Origin of the sequence: Flavobacterium sp. UW10123, assembly GCF_040538975.1 — a bacterium.
Taxonomy (GTDB): domain Bacteria; phylum Bacteroidota; class Bacteroidia; order Flavobacteriales; family Flavobacteriaceae; genus Flavobacterium.
The window spans coordinates 168,794-186,788 of record NZ_JBEWQE010000006.1; the positions used below are offsets into that span (position 1 = coordinate 168,794).

General features: G+C 33.4%; 15 protein-coding genes. 5 read left to right on the top strand and 10 right to left on the bottom strand.

The features are described from left to right. Positions 1–221: 221 nt before the first annotated feature. Positions 222–695, bottom strand: coding sequence for a Dps family protein (locus ABXT06_RS08955; protein WP_354590441.1), 474 nt, complete (start codon positions 693–695; stop codon positions 222–224). 293 nt (positions 696–988) lie between these two features. Between ABXT06_RS08955 and pyrF the strand changes: the two genes are divergently transcribed. From pyrF to ABXT06_RS08970, 3 genes are all read left to right on the top strand, one after another. After that, the gene (pyrF, locus tag ABXT06_RS08960) at positions 989–1,810 is read left to right on the top strand and encodes an orotidine-5'-phosphate decarboxylase (RefSeq protein ID WP_354590442.1); all 822 of its coding nucleotides are present in this window, start codon (positions 989–991) and stop codon (positions 1,808–1,810) included. A gap of 257 nt (positions 1,811–2,067) precedes the next feature. Then, positions 2,068–2,868 (top strand): ABC transporter substrate-binding protein, encoded by an 801-nt coding sequence (locus ABXT06_RS08965; RefSeq protein ID WP_354590443.1) that lies wholly within the window; start codon positions 2,068–2,070, stop codon positions 2,866–2,868. A gap of 913 nt (positions 2,869–3,781) precedes the next feature. Next, positions 3,782–5,275 (top strand): catalase, encoded by a 1,494-nt coding sequence (locus tag ABXT06_RS08970; protein ID WP_354590444.1) that lies wholly within the window; start codon positions 3,782–3,784, stop codon positions 5,273–5,275. Positions 5,276–5,472: 197 nt separating this feature from the next. On the opposite strand, the gene purU is transcribed toward ABXT06_RS08970, so the two are convergent. The 8 genes from purU to ABXT06_RS09010 all read right to left on the bottom strand — a co-directional run bounded on the left by purU (position 5,473) and on the right by ABXT06_RS09010 (position 12,634). After that, positions 5,473–6,327 carry a formyltetrahydrofolate deformylase gene (gene purU / locus ABXT06_RS08975; protein ID WP_354590445.1) on the bottom strand — a complete coding sequence of 285 codons (855 nt, stop codon included), beginning with the start codon at positions 6,325–6,327 and terminating at the stop codon, positions 5,473–5,475. Between the two features lie 105 nt (positions 6,328–6,432). After that, positions 6,433–7,152, bottom strand: coding sequence for a DUF4197 domain-containing protein (locus ABXT06_RS08980; RefSeq protein WP_354590446.1), 720 nt, complete (start codon positions 7,150–7,152; stop codon positions 6,433–6,435). Positions 7,153–7,293: 141 nt separating this feature from the next. Next, positions 7,294–7,857 (bottom strand): hypothetical protein, encoded by a 564-nt coding sequence (locus ABXT06_RS08985; RefSeq protein WP_354590447.1) that lies wholly within the window; start codon positions 7,855–7,857, stop codon positions 7,294–7,296. A 28-nt stretch (positions 7,858–7,885) separates the two neighbouring features. Further along, complete coding sequence (locus tag ABXT06_RS08990; protein ID WP_354590448.1) at positions 7,886–8,308, bottom strand: cytochrome c oxidase assembly factor Coa1 family protein; 423 nt, start codon at positions 8,306–8,308, stop codon at positions 7,886–7,888. A 134-nt stretch (positions 8,309–8,442) separates the two neighbouring features. Then, positions 8,443–9,318 carry a hypothetical protein gene (locus tag ABXT06_RS08995; protein ID WP_354590449.1) on the bottom strand — a complete coding sequence of 292 codons (876 nt, stop codon included), beginning with the start codon at positions 9,316–9,318 and terminating at the stop codon, positions 8,443–8,445. 102 nt (positions 9,319–9,420) lie between these two features. Further along, positions 9,421–10,290: an SGNH/GDSL hydrolase family protein gene (locus tag ABXT06_RS09000; protein ID WP_354590450.1), complete on the bottom strand. Its 870-nt coding sequence runs from the start codon at positions 10,288–10,290 to the stop codon at positions 9,421–9,423. A 255-nt stretch (positions 10,291–10,545) separates the two neighbouring features. Continuing rightward, positions 10,546–10,887, bottom strand: coding sequence for a hypothetical protein (locus ABXT06_RS09005; RefSeq protein ID WP_354590451.1), 342 nt, complete (start codon positions 10,885–10,887; stop codon positions 10,546–10,548). A 178-nt stretch (positions 10,888–11,065) separates the two neighbouring features. Then, positions 11,066–12,634, bottom strand: coding sequence for a L,D-transpeptidase family protein (locus tag ABXT06_RS09010; protein ID WP_354590452.1), 1,569 nt, complete (start codon positions 12,632–12,634; stop codon positions 11,066–11,068). 290 nt (positions 12,635–12,924) lie between these two features. On the opposite strand from ABXT06_RS09010, the gene ABXT06_RS09015 reads away from it, so the two are divergent. Beyond that, positions 12,925–16,365: a methylmalonyl-CoA mutase family protein gene (locus ABXT06_RS09015; RefSeq protein ID WP_354590453.1), complete on the top strand. Its 3,441-nt coding sequence runs from the start codon at positions 12,925–12,927 to the stop codon at positions 16,363–16,365. 547 nt (positions 16,366–16,912) lie between these two features. Here the strand turns inward: ABXT06_RS09015 and ABXT06_RS09020 are convergent. After that, positions 16,913–17,227: a hypothetical protein gene (locus ABXT06_RS09020; protein ID WP_354590454.1), complete on the bottom strand. Its 315-nt coding sequence runs from the start codon at positions 17,225–17,227 to the stop codon at positions 16,913–16,915. 194 nt (positions 17,228–17,421) lie between these two features. On the opposite strand from ABXT06_RS09020, the gene ABXT06_RS09025 reads away from it, so the two are divergent. Continuing rightward, entirely contained in the window at positions 17,422–17,829 is a 408-nt protein-coding gene (locus ABXT06_RS09025) for a helix-turn-helix domain-containing protein (protein WP_354590455.1), read from the top strand. Positions 17,830–17,995 lie beyond the last annotated feature (166 nt).

Below are 17,995 nucleotides of genomic sequence, written 5' to 3' on the forward strand. Positions count from 1 at the left end.
TGTATTGTAAAATTGCAAATTATGAATCAATATTGTGTTACATTTATTTTTCTGACTGTTGCATAATTTTCATTTCGATTGAAAAAAATTAAAAATTAAAAATTCATAACCCATAACTTATAACCCATAACTTATAACCCATAACTTATAACCCATAACTTATAACCCATAACTTATAACCCATAACTTATAACTCATAACTCATAACTCATAACTCATAACTAAACTTGGTATCTTCTCAGGATCCAAGCCATTTTTTCGTGTTCCTGCAGCAATCCTGTTACAAAATCAGCTGAGCCGGCATCATTGGTTTCGTTCTCAAAAACGGGAATATAATTTCTGAATTCTGTAACCAGCTGTTCGTGATTTTCTAGAAGCTCAGATAACATATCCTTTTGAGAAGCGTATTCTTTTGGAGATTCTTTTAAAGTAGAATTATCGATAAACTCTTTCATTGTTCCAATTGTTTTTTCTCCCAATTGATTAATGCGTTCTGCAATCTCATCAATTTGAGCTTCAAGAACGCGGTATTGCTCCTCAAACAATTTATGCAGTTCCATAAAACTGTTTCCAGAAATGTTCCAGTGAAATTTTCTTGTTTTTACATACAAGGTCATTTCGTTAGATAAAATCGTAGCAAGTATAGAAGCGCTCTTTTTTAAGTTTTTTGGTGTAATTCCGATATTTGGGCTCATAATTGTTTTTTTAATGGTTTAATTTCAAAGTTACTTTCAGTTCCAATTTTTCTATTACACAATTTTTGATAGATGTTATAGAATTCAATGTTAGTCAGATAATTTAAAATAAAGTGAGTAATGTCACCCTTGAGGAGTTAAAAAGCGCAAAGGGCTTCGACTCCGCTCAGCCTGACAACAGTAAACATTTATCAGTAGCCATTGACCACCAACCAACCATCAACAATTAACCATCAACCGTTAACTCATTCACAATTATAATTTGTAATTTTGCCGCACAAGCAAAAAAGAATATGACAACACAACAACTACACGAACAAATTCTTCAAAAAAAATCATTTTTATGCGTTGGATTAGATCCAGATCTAACTAAAATTCCGCAACATTTATTAGAAACAGAAGATCCGATTTTTGAATTTAATAAAGCAATTATCGATGCTACACACGATTTGACTGTTGGATATAAACCAAACACAGCATTTTTTGAGGCATACGGAATAAAAGGATGGATGTCTCTGCAAAAAACGATTAATTATATCAACGAAAATTATCCTAACATTTTTACGATTGCCGATGCAAAACGCGGTGATATTGGGAATACTTCGAGCATGTATGCCAAAGCTTTTTTTGAAGACTTGAATTTTGATAGTGTAACCGTTGCCCCTTATATGGGAAAAGATTCTGTAGAGCCTTTCTTAGCTTTCGAAAACAAGCATACTATTATGTTGGCTTTGACTTCAAATGAAGGTGCTTTCGATTTTCAGACTTTAAATACAAACGGAAAGGAATTGTATAAACAAGTTCTAGAAACTTCTAAAACTTGGAAAAATAGCGAAAACTTAATGTACGTTGTTGGTGCTACAAAAGCAGAATATTTTACCGAAATCAGAAAAATTGTTCCAGATAGTTTCTTATTAGTCCCAGGAATTGGCGCTCAAGGCGGAAGTTTATCTGAAGTTTGCAAATACGGAATGAATGATAAAGTTGGTCTTTTGGTAAATTCTGCGAGAGCGATTATCTACGCTTCAAAAGGAACTGATTTTGCTGAAAAGGCAAGAGAAGAAGCTTTGAAAGTGCAGCAGGAAATGGAAGAGATTATTCGTTTAAAGTTTTAGGTTTAAAGTTTCAAGTTGCTTTACTTTGAACATAATTTTTTAATGCAAAGTACCTTAAGTTTTTTCACCAAGTTTGCGAAGGCTAATAAAATTTTGAGTTTTTTTTTAAGTTTTCAAAGTTTAGATAAATTAAAACTTAAACCTTTCTTTGAGAACTTAAAAAAACTTTCACAAGTCTATATATAATTTCTTTGTGTTCTTTGCGAAAAAACTTAGCGCACTTTGCGTTAAATTCCACATTCCAACAAACCTGAAATATGAAACAAATTAAAGATCAGCTTGGTACTATTCATTCTTTTGAAACAGCTCCAAAACGCATTATTTCACTAGTTCCTTCGCAAACCGAATTATTATATGATTTAGGTTTAGAAGAAAAAATTATCGGAATAACGAAGTTTTGTGTTCATCCGTTTCATTTTAAATCTACCAAGAAGATTGTTGGCGGAACGAAGAAAATTCACTTCGAAAAAATAAAGCTTTTAGAGCCAGATATTATTATCTGCAACAAAGAAGAAAACACGCTTAAGATTGTAGAACAGTTAAGTGCAATTTGCCCAGTTTGGGTTACCAATATTGTTTCTATCGAGGATAATTTCCAAATGATTTCAGATTTCGGACAATTATTCAACTGCAGAACCGAATCACAGAAATGGAACGACAAATTGGCTTTCGCTTTAAGCGATTTTAAAAATTATATAAAAGATATAAAGGAAAAGAAAGCGGCTTATTTTATTTGGAAAAATCCATATATGGTGGCTGGAAAAAATACTTATATTAATGAGTTGCTAAAACTCAATCATTTTAAAAATATATACGAAGACAAAGGGCGTTATCCTGAAATCGAACTAAAAAAAATGCGTTTAGAAGGCGATCCTGATATTGTTTTTCTTTCATCGGAGCCTTATCCTTTCAAAGAAGAAGATGCTTTTGAAATCGGAAGGTTTACGCATCACGCCAAAACTATTTTTGTTGATGGCGAAATGTTCTCCTGGCACGGCAGCAGATTGCTAAAGGCATTTTCGTATTTTAAATTACTGCATGAAAGACTTAAGAGTTAGTTTTTGTTTCAAGTTTCAAGTTTCAGGTTTCAAGTTGTTGAAAGTTTAATCGCAAAGAGCGCTAAGAATAACGCAAAGTTCGCAAAGTTTTTTAGACAAAGCTTTGCGAACTTTGTGTTTTTATACAAAACCTCTTGAGAAAAAACTTTGCGCTCTTTGCGTTAAAATTATGTTCAAAGTAAAGTAACCCGAAACAAAATAAATACAAACTTTAACCAAAAAAAAAATGCCGACATCTCGAAGACGCCGGCATTATTTAACTAACCAAAACCAAAATAATAAATAACCAGTTTATTACAGTACAAATATCCGACATATATCAAACTTATGCTGTTAAGGTCTTGTTATTACTTTGTTGGATATAAGTTAATGTTCAAAACTTGCAGTTAAAAACATTTGTTTCAAGTTTCAGGTTTCAAGTTGTTGGAGCTTGTGGTTGAACGGAAAGAATGCAAAAGTTTAGGCAATTCAGATAGTCATAGGACAAAGTTTTTTTTTACAAAGCTTTGCGAACTTTAAAACTTCTTTTAATTAAAAAATCTTTGCGCTCTTTGCATTAAGACTAAGCGCATCGCATTGTAACTTGAAACAAAAAAACTTGAAACCTGAAACAAAAAACTATAAAAAAAGAATGCCGGCATCTCGAAGAAGCCGGCATCATTTAACTAACCAAAACCAAAATAATAAATAACCAGTTTATTACATTACAAATGTCCGACATATATCAATTTTATGCTGTTAAGGTTTTGTTATTACTTTGTTGACCATACGTTAAGATTTGTCAAATGGCTGTTTTGAGCTTTCTGTAACGTAAAATAATTTTTGATTATTAAAATATAATAACAATCAATTTTAGTTATGAATATGCTAAAGATAAGTTTGTATATTTGATAAAACGTTAAAAATCAGCAAAATGGAATCAAACAAAAAATTAACAACTGCAACGGGAACTCCCGTTCCAGACAATCAAAACATTCAAACAGCTGGCCCTCGCGGACCTGTTTTATTACAAGATTTTTGGTTTTTAGAAAAGATGGCGCATTTTGACCGAGAAGTGATTCCGGAAAGAAGAATGCACGCCAAAGGATCTGGAGCCTACGGAACTTTTACTGTAACACACGACATTACCAAATATTCAAAAGCAGACTTGTTTTCTGAAATTGGAAAAAAAACAGAAATGTTTGTGCGTTTCTCTACTGTTGCAGGAGAAAGAGGCGCTGCTGACGCCGAAAGAGACATACGTGGTTTCGCGATGAAATTTTATACAGATGAAGGAAATTGGGACTTGGTTGGAAATAATACACCGGTTTTCTTTTTCCGTGATCCGATGAAATTTCCAGATTTGAATCACGCCGTTAAACGCGATCCAAAAACCAATTTAAGAAGTGCTGATAATAATTGGGATTTTTGGACTTTATTGCCAGAAGCTCTTCACCAAGTTACAATTGTAATGAGCGACCGCGGAATTCCGAGATCGTATAGAGAAATGCACGGTTTCGGAAGCCATACTTTTAGTTTTATTAATGCACAAAATGAAAGACATTGGGTAAAATTCCATTTGGTTTCACAACAAGGAATAGAAAATCTTTCTGATGAAGAAGCCGCAAAATTAGTTGGCGGTGACAGAGAAAGCCATCAGAGAGATTTATTTAATGCAATCGAAGAAGGAAATTTCCCGAAATGGAAAATGTTTGTTCAGATTATGTCAGAAGAACAGGCAAGAACGTATCGTTTTCATCCATTCGATTTAACTAAAGTTTGGTTGAAAGGAGATTTTCCATTAATTCCAGTTGGAGAATTCGAATTAAATAAAAACCCAGAAAATTATTTTGCAGAAGTAGAGCAGGCGGCATTTAACCCGGCTCACGTAGTTCCGGGAATTGGTTTCTCTCCAGATAAAATGCTTCAGGGACGTTTGTTTTCTTATGGAGATGCTCATCGCTATCGTTTAGGAGTAAACAATTACCAGATTCCAGTAAACGCTTCTAGATGTCCGTATAACAGTTTCCATAGAGATGGAGCAATGCGTGTCGACGGAAATTATGGCGGAAGAAAACACTACGAGCCAAACAGTTTTGGCGAATGGCAGGAACAGCCTGAAGTAAAAGAACCGCCTTTGGCAATTTATGGCGATGCTTATGCGCATAATTTTAGAGAAGATGATAATGATTACTTTACTCAACCTGGACTTTTGTTCCGTTTATTGACCGATGAGAAAAAACAGCTTTTGTTTAAAAATACAGCTGGTCAAGTGGGAGGAGCACAGAAATTTATTCAAGTCCGTCACATCAGAAACTGTTATCAAGCCGATCCAGCATACGGTGCAGGCGTAGCAAACGCTCTAGGGATGACTATGGATGAGGTAAATGCTTTTGATGACCCGAGATTAGCGATTAAAGCTAGATAAGTTTTTTTTAGGTTCAGAGTGGCAAAGTTTCAAAGGGACAAAGGCTTTCTGAACTAGATTTATAAAATTAAACCCGACAGGTTTTTAAAACCTGTCGGGTTTATTATTTTGAGATAATTGCTGTCAAACTGAGCGAAGTCGAAGTTTTTTAGGTAAAGAAAAGCCTCTGTACCTTTGAACCTTTGCCACTTTGAACCTTAAGAAAAAACCACAGTCTTATTGCTATAAACCATTGTTTTTCTCTCAGCATGTAACTTAATAGCTCTTGCTAAAACAATGCGTTCCAAATCACGGCCTTTCATAATAAAATCTTCTACGGAGTGAATATGAGAAACTCTTGCAATATCCTGTTCAATAATCGGACCTTCGTCTAATTCTTCTGTTACGTAATGGCTAGTAGCTCCGATAATTTTTACGCCGCGTTTAAAAGCCGAATGATACGGTTTTGCACCCGGAAAAGCAGGTAAAAAAGAATGATGAATATTAATGATTTTGTTTTCGTAAAGCGAAATCACTTTTGGAGTCACAATCTGCATATAGCGCGCCAAAACAATAAAATTGATTTGGTATCTTTTCAAAAGTTCAATTTGTCTTGCTTCGCCTTCTTCTTTGTTGTCTTTTGTAAAAGGAACATAGTGAAACGGAATATCAAAACGTTCTGCAATTGAACGTAAATCATTATGATTGCTTATAATCATCGGAATTTCGACACCCAATTCGTCGGCACTGTAACGTCCTAAAATGTCAAATAAACAATGATCATATTTAGAAACAAACAAAGCCATTTTAGGTTTTTGCTCTTGATTGTATAAATCCCAAGACATATTGAAGTCGGCAGCAATTGTTTTACTGAACTCTTCTTTTATCTTTTCAATATTACTGCTCTGATTGGTAAATTCACATTCTAAACGCATAAAAAATACATTCTGCTCTACATCAACATGCTGGTCAATGTACGTAATGTTTCCTTCTACCTTTGCAATAAAAGTAGTCACTGCAGCGATAATTCCCTTTTGATCTTTACAGTGAATGAGTATGGTAATTTTTTGCATTTCGGTTTTTTGTTTTTGGTTAGTTGCAAAGTTACAAAGGTTTAAAGTTGCAAAGGTAGCTTTGTCCCTTTGTAACTCTGTCTCTTTGAACCTTACTAGAAAAAACTATTTTCCATCCTGCATAGCAAAAACCTTTTGTAATAAAGGCGTTGTTCTTGCAGAAATATCGTTTCTGATTTCTTTTTCTTCAACAGCAATCATTTTAAAAACACCAGACAAAGCTTGATTGGTTGTGTAGTCAGTTAAATCAGGGTTTACTTTTTTTACTAATGGAATAGTGTTGTATTTTGTTATAATCTTTGTCCAAACAGCATCTGCGCCCACTTTTTGGAAGGAACTTTTAATTACCGGATTGAATTTGGCGTACAATGCAGTTGTTGTGCTACCTTGTAAATAATTGGTTGCAGCATTATCACTTCCTAAAAGAATATTTTTAGCATCTGTAAAAGTCATATTTTTTACAGCTGTAACAAAAATTGGAGTAGCTTCTTTTACTGCATCTTCTGCAGCGCGGTTTAGCATTTTGATTCCTTCATCTGCAAGAGAACTTAAACCTACTTTACGCAATGTTGCATCTACTTTTTGCAATTCTTCGGGCATTAAAATTTTTACAGCTTCGTTTTTATAAAAACCATCTACAGCGGTTAATTTACTCACTTGTTGCGTAATTCCTTTATTTAAAGCTTCTTTTAATCCAGAAGCAATGTCAACAGTTCCTGTGCCTGGAATCTGAGATGTGATTTGAGGCAATTGATTTAAAGTCTGTTGTACCTGTGCGCAAGAAGTAAGCGAAAATGTAACGGCTAATAGTAAAATCTTTTTCATTATGGGGTTTTATTTAAGTTTCAAAAATAATACTTATTCAAAAACAACGCCACAATTTTATTTTAAGCAAACTAACATTTTGTTGTAAACTTAACACAAGAGAACTTAGCATCTTAGACTTCATTTTTTAAGCATCTTAATTTATGGCCATCCCATTCGAATATTATCCTGCCAGTAGGTTTTACTCGAAATGTAAACGGGCTTTAGTAATATTATAGGTTTATTATGGGAATCAAAATAATGAACCCGAATGATTTTTTCTTTAGAATCATCTTTCATATTAATATTTCCGTCGGAATTATCAATCAATTTCTTTTTTTGGAGATACAAGGAAGGTTTTTCGATAATATATTCAGTAACGGCTTCTCCGTTTATTTTTAAGTTGCATCCAATTAAATTTCCGTTGCTGTCAAGCGATTCAATTCTTCTCAAATAATTATTTTCATAATAATATATTTCAAAAGCGATACTGCAAGATCCTAATTGAAGTTTGTTTTTTTGCAATCTAAAACGCAGTATTTGGTTTTTAGCATTTGTAAATTCGATAGAGCCATTTCCCTCTGCATTAATATCATTGCGTAGTATTTTCGCAGGTTTTGTGAACTGTTTAATTTGATTGGCGTAAACTTGGTAATTTTTGGCAGATTGTGCAAAAGAAGAGGCATACAGAAAAAGTCCAAATAATAGACTGATAAAAAATTTCATTTTATAATTTTGTTTGGGCAATAGATTTTTATTTCTGCAATAAATCAATTTTCTCTTTCGTATTCTCAATATAAACAGACATTTCGCTGTATTTCCATTTTCCTCTTTTTTCGCCAACAACAAACAAAGTTCCTTTGCCTTTAGGGCCTTTTATAGGCACTTGTACATCGCAAGTACGCACATCATTGTTTGAAGTGACAGTTCCAGAAACCATTCCATCTGTTTTTATGGGAGATCCGAGTTTTTCAACTACGAGTTTATTATTTTGTACAGCCGTCATTGATTCTTTATAAGCCTCAGAATCTTTTATTATCGAAGTAACTTCATAAAAAATTCCTCCAATAAATAAGCCAAATAATATTAAAAGAGTTAAGCATCCACTGGGAATTAACCATTTCCAGTTTCTATTCAACCAGCTTTTTCTTTGTATTAACTCGTTTGAATCTTCCATAGATTGTTTTTTAGGTTTAAAAGATAAAGCTAAAATAAGAATAAATTTTATTGATTTTCAGAGTTTTATATTAAATAAAAAATCACCTTATAAAAGTCAATAAGGTGATTTTTAGTTTTGAAATTATTTAAGTTTTAACGATTGCTAAAAGCAATTTCTTCCAATGCTTTTGGATTGCTGATTGCTTTGCTAACTTCTTGTTTTTTCATTTTATCATTGTCTCTAGTACCTGTGCTTAAAGTAAGTTCTTTTGGCATTATTGGTTTCTTGTCAAAGATTGTTGCGAAAAGTAATGCTCCTTGTAAATACCCACCATCATTTAAAAGATGCAATGTGCTTTCTCCATAACGAAGATTATCTTTATTGTCTACTAAGTATTTATAACCATTTTTACCGTTATATGCGTCATTAATTGCATCTCCAACTTTTAGTAAGCCTGAATTGTTAGTTGCTTCCATAACAGAAATTGCATTTTCACGCATTATGTTATAATACTCTTTGTAATCTGAATCAGTAAATGGAGTGGGAGACATTCCTTCGTAAATATAAATTGCTACATTTGGACTGTTTTTGTGTATTTTTTCAACAATCATATCTACATTAGACTTATATTTATCTGGTTCTCCGCCCGCAACTGGTGTTGATTCTTGAATGATTACATAATCATAATAATTTCCATCTTTATCAGTTTTTGCAAAATTTCGGTCAGCTTCAGTTTTATGATCTGCATAAATTTTTTCAATAGAAACTCCCATTGTAACTAATTGATCAATGTTCATTGGTTGATTGTTTGCCTGACAGATTTCACCAAATATTATAGGTGAACTAACGAAATATTCAGTATGGCTATTTCCAATAAATAAGATACGTGGTATCCCATCAGCTTTTGGAGCTTTTGGTCTTGAAGTAGTTTCTTCTTTCGAAGTTTGGTTCTCGGCAGTAGACGATTTGTCTTTACAAGAGGTAAAAAGAATAGCGGCGATACCAAAAAGTAAAATGTGTTTTTTCATTATTTTTTTATTAAAAAAGAGTTGCAAATCTCTCTTTAACTAAAAAAAGTAGAAGCCTGTATAAGTTTTAAAACTAATATTTTAAGACAAAAAAATGTTGCTTTATCGATTACTAAAGGCAATTTCTTCAAGTGCTATAGGATCACTTATGGCTTTTGAGACTTCCTGTTTTCTCATGCTGTCATTATCACCTGTTCCAGTACTTAAAATTAGCTTTTTAGGAATAATTGGTTTTTCATCAAATATTACGGAGTAAAGTAAAACAGCTTGTAAAAATCCACCATCATTTAAAAAATGAGTTGTCTTTTGACCATAGCAAAGATTATCTGTATTGTTTTTTAAATAGTTGTAGCCATTTTTTCCACTATAAGCATCTTTAACAGCATCACCAATTTTTAATACTCCTGCGTTTTTTATAAAAGCAGTTGCTAAAACTGTATTTTTACGCAATTCTTGATAATAATTATTATACTTTGAATCTGTATAAGGTAGTGGAGTCATGTTTTGGTAGACATAAATTGCAGCTTCTGGACTGTTTTTGTGTATTTTCTCGGCAATCATTCTTAGATTTGATCTAAACTTCTCAATATCTCCTAATGCGATTGGTATTGATTCCTGAAGAATAACATAATCATAATAATTTCCATCTTTATCAATGTTTGAAAAGTTCTGATTAGCTTCTGTTTTATTTGTAAAATAAACTTTATCCAATCCCACGCCCATTGTTGTCAGTTGTTGAATATTTATATTTTGATTATTAGCATTGCAAAGTTCTTGGAATAAAGAAGGAGCACTAACAAAATACTCGATTTGACTATTTCCCATAAACAATATTCGTGGTGGCCCTATTGCTTTTGGCACCTTTGGTTTACTAATTCCATCAATAGTAATTGAATTGTCAGACTTAAAATTGGTGCATGAAATAATGAGAGTTAAGACAATAACATTAAGAATTAAAGTATGTTTTTTCATTGTAATTTTATATAAAAAAAGCTTTGCAAAGCTCTCTTTAACGCATCAGCATGTAAGCCTCAAAACGCTTTTAAAATATTAGATTAAGACAAAAAAAAACACCCTATATAATTATATAAGATGATTTTTTAAATTTTGTACTTTGATAAATAATTAAAAGATTTTTGTTTTTAGGAGGTAGGTGTTCCTAAATAATCTGATAACTTTTTATTTTTTAAATTGTACAATTAAAATATAAAGGGGCAAAAAAGGCGTCTAAACGTACTGTAAACAGTATAAATTGGGATTATGAATTGGGTTAATCTGTTTTAAGTCGGCTAGTATGTTGTGTGTGCAGTCCTTACCTCCAATTGTCAAATAAAATAGAGATTTTGAAATGTAAGACGGTCTTAATGGAAGCGATCGCCAACTAAGTATTACGTTTTTAAAAAAATGTTTTAATGCGTACTTAAATGTTTTTTCTTTAGGACGAATAAAATAAATGGTATGACTTTTAATCTTTGTCATTAGATTTGGAAACATTACAAATTTTCCGCCTTGCTGTATTAAAAGATTTATTTCAAAAAGTGATAACCCTTCGATATTTTCTGTTTTCATGATCTACTGTTTTTAAATTTAATTTTTAGTGGTAGTATTATGATGCAAAGTTGCGACAGAAATCAAAATAAAAAAGGACGTAAAAGTTTTAAAATTAATAAATTAGGACATTTTTTTTGATAAAAAAATCGGAAACTCAAGTAAATGAATTTCCGATTTGTTATTATGTTGTTATGAATTAATTTGAACTCAGTGATAATTGATTATTCAACTCAGCGTCTTTTTCATAGACATCTTGAAAGAATCCAATTTCACCATTTTCATTTACTAAAGAAGTAAAATAGGTAATGAAAATAGGTACTTTTTTAGAAAGTTTAAAGCTGTTTTCTGTTTTACCCTCCATAGCTTTATCAATCTTTGCCTGATTCCACTCTGGATAATCTTTCAGCATGGCAACAGCAAGTTCTTTTGCCATTTTTACATTAATGCATCCATGGCTGAAAGTTCTTTTTTCAAAATCGAACAAAGTTTTAGATGGCGTATCGTGCATATAAATATCGTCAGGATTTGGAAACATAAATTTTACCAATCCTAAAGAATTCTCTGGTCCTGGTTTTTGTCTTACTTGACCGTTGACCATTTCCATATTTTTTTCTGCAAGGTAATTTGGATCTGTAGCTATTTTAGATCTTAACTCGTTTTGTACAATGCTTTGAGGCACTGTCCAATATGGGCTAAAGACGATTCTGTCAATTTCTCCATCAAAAATGGTTGTTTTGGTCAAAGGTGCTCCAACAAATACTGGTGAAGTCAAAACTACTTTTCCATTCTTAACATAAAATAATTCATAAGAAGGCACGTTAACCAAAACGTACTCATCGGTTGCAGCAATTTTGGCCGAAATCTCACGACATCTTTCCATATTAAGTTTTAAAGTCGCAACCTTATCTTCAAGCGGTATATTCATTTCATCAATATGTTCTTGAGCCAAGATGTAATTCGGTTTAAATCCGTTGCGGACTTTATATTTCATTACGGCATCCATTAATTCACGATCATAAACATTACTTTTAGAATCGGTTTTTAAATCTCCTAGTAAATACAAACGAGTCCTAACTTGGGCAATAGTACTGGAAACTGCATCTGGACGTAATTCTTTATATGGAGATTCTTCTGGAACAATAGGTTTGTATTTGCTAGATTTTTCTAATTTTTTGTATTTTTTTAGAGCGTCTTGCAATTTATAATATTGGTCAAATTCTACTTTTTCATTTGTTGCAACTGCTGTGCTTTCTTGCTCTTCTATAGTGCTGTAGTTTAAGAAATCTTTCAGCATGTCATTATAAACCAATTTTTTCTTGTCAGTGTTATTTTTTTTAGTGTACAATATATACAATGAACTTAAAAGCATATCTGCATCAGTTTGAGAAAGAGTGCTTTTGTCTGATGAAGAACTAAACAATTGATCTATTTCTTTTTGATAAGGAACGATTAAATCATTTGTTTTTTTTGCTTTTTCATACAAAACAGAACCAAACTCATTGATTTCGTCCTCGTCAAACCAAATAGTTCCAAGCGTTCTAGTTTTGTATAACGACATGACATCTGATTTGTATTTTTTCAAATCGGAATATCTTTTAAAGAAGTCGTTCGAAATTTCGTTTACATCATCTGAATTATTGTAAACGGTTAAATGATTTGAAGCTTTTGTATTCTTATATGTAAAATTGCTTTTTTCAATACTGTTAAAAGAAAATACAAAAAAACTCAAACCTAAAATTACGGTGAATGAATAAAATGTTCTCATTTTTTTAATTTTTACGTTATTACTTTCTATGTAAGTCGTTGGTAAAAATTTGGGGCTTTTCTACACTGCTAAATTACTATCGGAGTGCTCAAAACATGTTTCCAGATTTTATTTAAATGTTGCGAAATTGCCATGTCTTTAAGTTTTCTTTAACTATATCAGCTACTTAGAGGATTTGTTGTCCTTTGAAGTCACGAAATCGATTTATTTTTGTTAACATAAAGCTATTGTCTTAATCAAATATTAAAATATTTTGTACATTGGTCGCATAAAATTATCATATTCATAAAATGGAACAACAAATACCATATATTCCTAAAAATAAAGTAAGAATTGTTACTGCAGCTTCGCTTTTTGACGGACATGATGCAGCCATAAATATTATGCGACGCATTATCCAGTCTACAGGTGTTGAGGTAATACATTTGGGTCACGATAGAAGCGTTGAAGAAGTGGTAAATACCGCGATTCAAGAGGATGCCAATGCAATTGCCATGACTTCTTACCAAGGCGGACACAACGAATACTTTAAATATATGTATGATTTGCTTCGCGAAAAAGGGGCAGGACACATTAAAATTTTCGGAGGCGGAGGTGGTGTAATTCTTCCAAGCGAAATCGAAGAATTGCATGAATATGGTATTACAAGAATTTATTCTCCAGACGATGGACGTTCTCTTGGTTTGCAAGGAATGATTAATGATTTAGTTCAACGTGCCGATTTTCCAATTGGAGATAAATTAAACGGAGAAATCGATCACATCGAAAATAAAGTTCCAACGGCAATTGCACGTTTGATTTCGTCTGCAGAAAACTTCCCAGAAATTGCAAAACCAGTTTTTGATAAAATTCATGAAAGCAATGCCACGTCTAAAATTCCAGTTTTAGGAATTACAGGTACGGGGGGAGCGGGAAAATCTTCTTTAGTTGACGAATTGGTTCGCCGTTTCTTAATTGATTTCCCAGAAAAAACAATCGGATTAATTTCTGTCGATCCTTCGAAAAGAAAAACAGGAGGAGCACTTTTAGGAGACAGAATCCGTATGAATGCCATTAATAATCCTCGCGTTTATATGCGTTCGCTTGCGACACGTCAGTCGAATTTGGCTTTGTCTAAATATGTTGCCGAAGCGATTCAGGTTTTGAAAGCGGCAAAATACGATTTGATTATTCTGGAAACTTCTGGAATTGGTCAGTCTGATACAGAAATTATGGATCATTCAGACGTTTCTTTATATGTAATGACGCCAGAATTTGGAGCTGCAACACAATTGGAGAAAATCGACATGCTTGATTTTGCCGATTTAGTGGCTTTAAACAAATTTGATAAACGTGGCGCATTGGATGCTTTGCGCGATGTAAAAAAACAATATCAGCGCAATCATGGTCTTTGGGATAAAAGCCCAGACGAAATGCCTGTTTTCGGAACGATTGCTTCGCAGTTTAACGATCCGGGAATGAACACGCTTTACAAAGCGATTATGGATAAAGTGGTTGAAAAAACGGCTTCAGATTTGAAATCGACTTTTACAATCACTAAAGAAATGAGTGAGAAAATCTTTGTAATTCCGCCAGGAAGAACTCGTTATCTATCTGAAATTGCAGAGAATAATAGAAGCTATGATGAAACGGCCATTTCACAACAAAAAGTCGCTCAGAAATTATACGGAATTTTCAAAACCATTGAATCGGTTTCTGGAAAAGTGCCACAAATCAATAAAGCAGGAATTGACGATTCTACAGTTTTACCAAGCGGCATTGCAGAACACGACGAAAACAGAATCTTCTTAAATCTTTTACTAAATCAGTTTGATAAAGTAAAAATGGATTTAGATCCGTACAATTGGGAAATTATCCTGAATTGGGATGAAAAAGTAGCGAAATACAAAAATCCGGTTTACTCGTTTAAAGTTCGTGATAAAGAAATCAAGATTGCAACGCATTCTGAAAGTTTATCACATTTACAGATTCCGAAAATAGCTTTGCCTAAATATGAAGGCTGGGGCGATATTTTGCGTTGGAATTTACAGGAAAATGTTCCTGGAGAATTTCCGTTTGCTTCGGGATTGTATCCGTTTAAACGTGAAGGCGAAGATCCGTCAAGAATGTTTGCGGGCGAGGGCGGACCAGAAAGAACCAATAAACGTTTTCACTATGTAAGTGCGGGAATGCCAGCAAAACGTCTTTCTACAGCTTTTGACAGTGTAACTTTATACGGAAACGATCCAGATTTGCGTCCGGATATTTATGGAAAAATCGGAAACGCGGGAGTTTCAATCTGCTGTTTAGACGATGCTAAAAAACTATATTCAGGTTTCGATTTAGTTCATGCTTTAACTTCGGTAAGTATGACGATTAATGGGCCTGCGCCAATGCTGTTAGGTTTCTTTATGAATGCGGCAATCGATCAGCAATGTGAGATTTACATCAAGGCAAATGATTTAGAAAAAGAAGTTGAGGCAAAAATCAACAAATTATATAAAGAAAAAGGAATTGAACGACCAAGATACCAAGGCGATTTGCCAGACGGAAACAATGGTTTAGGTTTAATGCTTTTAGGAGTTACGGGAGATCAGGTTTTACCTTTGGAAGTTTATAACGAAATAAAAGTAAAAACGTTAGCTCAAGTTCGCGGAACGGTTCAGGCCGATATTTTAAAAGAAGATCAGGCACAAAATACGTGCATTTTCTCAACCGAATTTGCTTTGCGTTTAATGGGTGACGTTCAGGAATATTTTATTACTAAAAACGTTCGTAATTTCTATTCTGTTTCGATTTCTGGATATCATATTGCTGAAGCAGGAGCAAACCCAATTACGCAATTGGCGTTTACGCTTTCAAATGGTTTCACTTACGTGGAATATTATTTGAGCCGCGGAATGAACATCAACGATTTTGGACCAAACTTATCGTTTTTCTTCTCGAATGGAGTAGATCCAGAATATTCAGTTATTGGACGTGTGGCGCGTAAGATTTGGGCAAAAGCCATGAAAAACAAATACGGAGCCAACGAAAGAGCCCAAATGCTGAAATACCATATTCAAACTTCCGGGCGTTCGTTACATGCACAGGAAATTGATTTCAATGATATTAGAACAACTTTACAGGCTTTATATGCAATTTATGACAACTGTAATTCATTGCACACCAACGCTTACGACGAAGCGATTACAACGCCAACAGAAGAATCTGTACGTCGTGCAATGGCAATTCAGCTGATTATTAATAAAGAATTAGGTTTAGCGAAAAACGAAAACCCAATTCAAGGTTCTTTCATCATCGAAGAATTAACCGATTTAGTAGAAGAAGCTGTTTTACAAGAATTCGATAGAATTACAGAAAGAGGAGGAGTTTTAGGTGCAATGGAAACGATGTACCAAAGATCTAAAATTCAGGAAGAAAGTTTGTATTACGAAACTTTAAAACACAACGGCGATTTCCCAATTGTTGGTGTAAATACTTTCTTGAGTTCAAAAGGTTCGCCAACGGTAATTCCGGCTGAGGTTATTCGTGCAACAGAAGAAGAAAAACAATATCAGATTACGATGCTGGATAACCTGCATAATTTCCACGAAGAAAAAGTAAACGAGCATTTAAATGCTTTACAGCAAGCCGCTATTAAAAACGAAAACTTATTTGATCATTTAATGGAAGCTACAAAGGTTTGTTCTTTAGGGCAGATTACTTCGGCGTTGTTTGAGGTTGGTGGGCAGTATAGAAGGAATATGTAGGATTTTGATTCAAACGTCCGATATTTTCAGACGCTTAGCTAATATTGAAACCTCTCAGAAATGAGAGGTTTTTTATTTGAATGAATCTTTAAATAAGACCGAAGGTCTATAATCATTCAGCATTGGGCAAAGCCCAATGTCTGTAATAAAATCCAAAAAGAAAGCCCTGAAAGGGCGTAAGCAATTAGATAACAAGAATGTCTATCGCCCTTTCAGGGCTTCGAGTTGCATTGAGTTTTAGCTAATAGGGCGTTGCCCTATTTTGCAGCTTTTAGCCTTTCAGGCTTTTTTATGCAGATTTTTAAGAATCTAAATCTCTCAATAAATTCTATTAAAAAAGTAGTCCCCTAGTGTCTGCTAGCGCGAGAGTCCCGCTCGTGAACGCAAAGAAATGCACGAGCGAGACACTCTCGCCAGCAAAAAATCCTATTATCAAATATAGCCCGTGGTTTCAACCACGGGTACACAATCGGAGCAAGACAATATTGCGTTCCCGTGGTTGAAACCACGGGCTATGTTCATACCATTTTGGAATAGCAAATAGAAATCACTCAAGAACCTCCCCAACAAAGCCCAAAAACTCCATTTCATCCATAGGAAACAAATGCAAAACCGTTTCTAAAATCAGACTTACATTAATAGTTGCACCTTTATCTTTTTTAGAAAAGTTATGCATATCATTATCGATTGCGAGAATACATAATTTCAATAAATCGGTAATAAGACAGCCGAGTTCTAAATAATTAACGACTTTAAATTGAACTTTGTAAGAATTAGCTTCATCAGTAGGTTTTAACGTTGTAAAATACTGAGCTGTTAATTTTTGCAGTTTTTGTAAAGCTTCCGTTTCGTTCGTTTTCATATGGCAGATAGTTTTTAATTGGTTTGCAATTTGACTTTTATAAAAATATTATAAGAAAAATTGTACTTTTGTTTTGGTTCGGCGAAGAAAGAAATAGATTTTACTGTACCAAATCATTTTTATCTGTATCGCACGGTATAAAATCTGTTTTTTACATTTTACCGATTTTCACACTTTATTATTATCTTTGAATTATGAGCACACTAACAAAACCAAATCATATAGGGCGAAAAATAAGCCGTATTCGTGAACTTCGTGATATGAAACAGGAAGCTTTGGCACAGGCTTTAGGAACAAACCAGCAGGCGATTTCGGCTATGGAAAATAGTGAAACCATTGATGAAGAAAAACTTGTTGAAGTTGCAAAAGCACTTGGTGTAACGGTTGAAGCAATTAAGAATTTTTCAGACGAAGCAGCAATTAATTATTTTAATACTTTTAATGAAAGTCCCAATAATTATTTCGGACTTAATAATTGCACTTTCAATCCACTAGATAAATTAATGGAAACGGTAGAAGAAAATAAAAAGCTTTACGAGCGTTTGCTTCAATCAGAAAAAGATAAAATTGAGTATTTAGAAAAATTGCTTAAAGAAAAATAGTAAATTTTATATAAAAGAAAACCTCTCAGAAATGGGAGGTTTTTATTTTGTTAAAAGAATAATTCCTTTAAAGTTTGTCATTTCGATCCCGAGACTTCGGGTGAGAAATCGCACTAGAAGCTCGACAAAGTAAGTCACCAATCTTTGCGGAATTACGTGTGTGATT

Coding starts and splice junctions, on each gene's coding strand:
- ABXT06_RS09005 (WP_354590451.1), bottom strand. CDS start 10,887: ATGAAAACAGAAAATATCGAAGGGTTATCACTTTTTGAAATAAATCTT.
- purU (WP_354590445.1), bottom strand. CDS start 6,327: ATGCAAAAAATTACCATACTCATTCACTGTAAAGATCAAAAGGGAATT.
- ABXT06_RS09015 (WP_354590453.1), top strand. CDS start 12,925: ATGGAACAACAAATACCATATATTCCTAAAAATAAAGTAAGAATTGTT.
- pyrF (WP_354590442.1), top strand. CDS start 989: ATGACAACACAACAACTACACGAACAAATTCTTCAAAAAAAATCATTT.
- ABXT06_RS09000 (WP_354590450.1), bottom strand. CDS start 10,290: ATGAAAAAACATACTTTAATTCTTAATGTTATTGTCTTAACTCTCATT.
- ABXT06_RS09025 (WP_354590455.1), top strand. CDS start 17,422: ATGAGCACACTAACAAAACCAAATCATATAGGGCGAAAAATAAGCCGT.
- ABXT06_RS08980 (WP_354590446.1), bottom strand. CDS start 7,152: ATGAAAAAGATTTTACTATTAGCCGTTACATTTTCGCTTACTTCTTGC.
- ABXT06_RS09010 (WP_354590452.1), bottom strand. CDS start 12,634: ATGAGAACATTTTATTCATTCACCGTAATTTTAGGTTTGAGTTTTTTT.
- ABXT06_RS08955 (WP_354590441.1), bottom strand. CDS start 695: ATGAGCCCAAATATCGGAATTACACCAAAAAACTTAAAAAAGAGCGCT.
- ABXT06_RS08970 (WP_354590444.1), top strand. CDS start 3,782: ATGGAATCAAACAAAAAATTAACAACTGCAACGGGAACTCCCGTTCCA.
- ABXT06_RS08990 (WP_354590448.1), bottom strand. CDS start 8,308: ATGGAAGATTCAAACGAGTTAATACAAAGAAAAAGCTGGTTGAATAGA.
- ABXT06_RS08985 (WP_354590447.1), bottom strand. CDS start 7,857: ATGAAATTTTTTATCAGTCTATTATTTGGACTTTTTCTGTATGCCTCT.
- ABXT06_RS09020 (WP_354590454.1), bottom strand. CDS start 17,227: ATGAAAACGAACGAAACGGAAGCTTTACAAAAACTGCAAAAATTAACA.
- ABXT06_RS08995 (WP_354590449.1), bottom strand. CDS start 9,318: ATGAAAAAACACATTTTACTTTTTGGTATCGCCGCTATTCTTTTTACC.
- ABXT06_RS08965 (WP_354590443.1), top strand. CDS start 2,068: ATGAAACAAATTAAAGATCAGCTTGGTACTATTCATTCTTTTGAAACA.